This window comes from Pseudomonas sp. 10C3 (assembly GCF_036346185.1).
GTDB lineage: Bacteria > Pseudomonadota > Gammaproteobacteria > Pseudomonadales > Pseudomonadaceae > Aquipseudomonas.
Genome location: NZ_JASJVE010000085.1, coordinates 1 through 371, shown reverse-complemented (window position 1 = coordinate 371; position 371 = coordinate 1). Strand labels below are relative to the sequence as shown.

Sequence of the window (371 nt, the reverse complement as noted above, 5' to 3'; positions counted from 1 at the left end):
CAAGCCTGCAGCAAATCACTGCCCGACCGACTGGGCGCGCCTATCGAGGGCTACAGCCATACCTCGGCGGCGATCAATTACTTCATGGTCAACGGTAACGGCGGCCCGAACATCGGCCCTTACGGCGGGGGCGGCAAGCAGAACTGCTGCGTGAGCATGCCGCGCCAGTGGCATCCCGGCCTGACCGTGGTGGTGGAGTGGGAGAAGGATCCGACGCCCTTTGATTCCGCCACATGGTCCGAACCGCGATATTCCGATGCATGGCGCGCGCGGATGAAAGAGCAGAAATCCAAAAACACCCGCCATCGCGCCGTCGTGGAGGTGGCGCCGTATGAAGAACTCGGCGTCATCGATGTTCATTTCTTGCCCTG

The 371-nt window shown here is 61.7% G+C and carries 1 protein-coding gene; it reads left to right on the top strand.

Going from position 1 to position 371, the window contains the following annotated elements; genetic code table 11:
- Positions 1–371 (top strand): DUF3304 domain-containing protein (locus QN399_RS26210; RefSeq protein WP_330201935.1); only part of this gene is annotated, 371 nt, incomplete at both ends.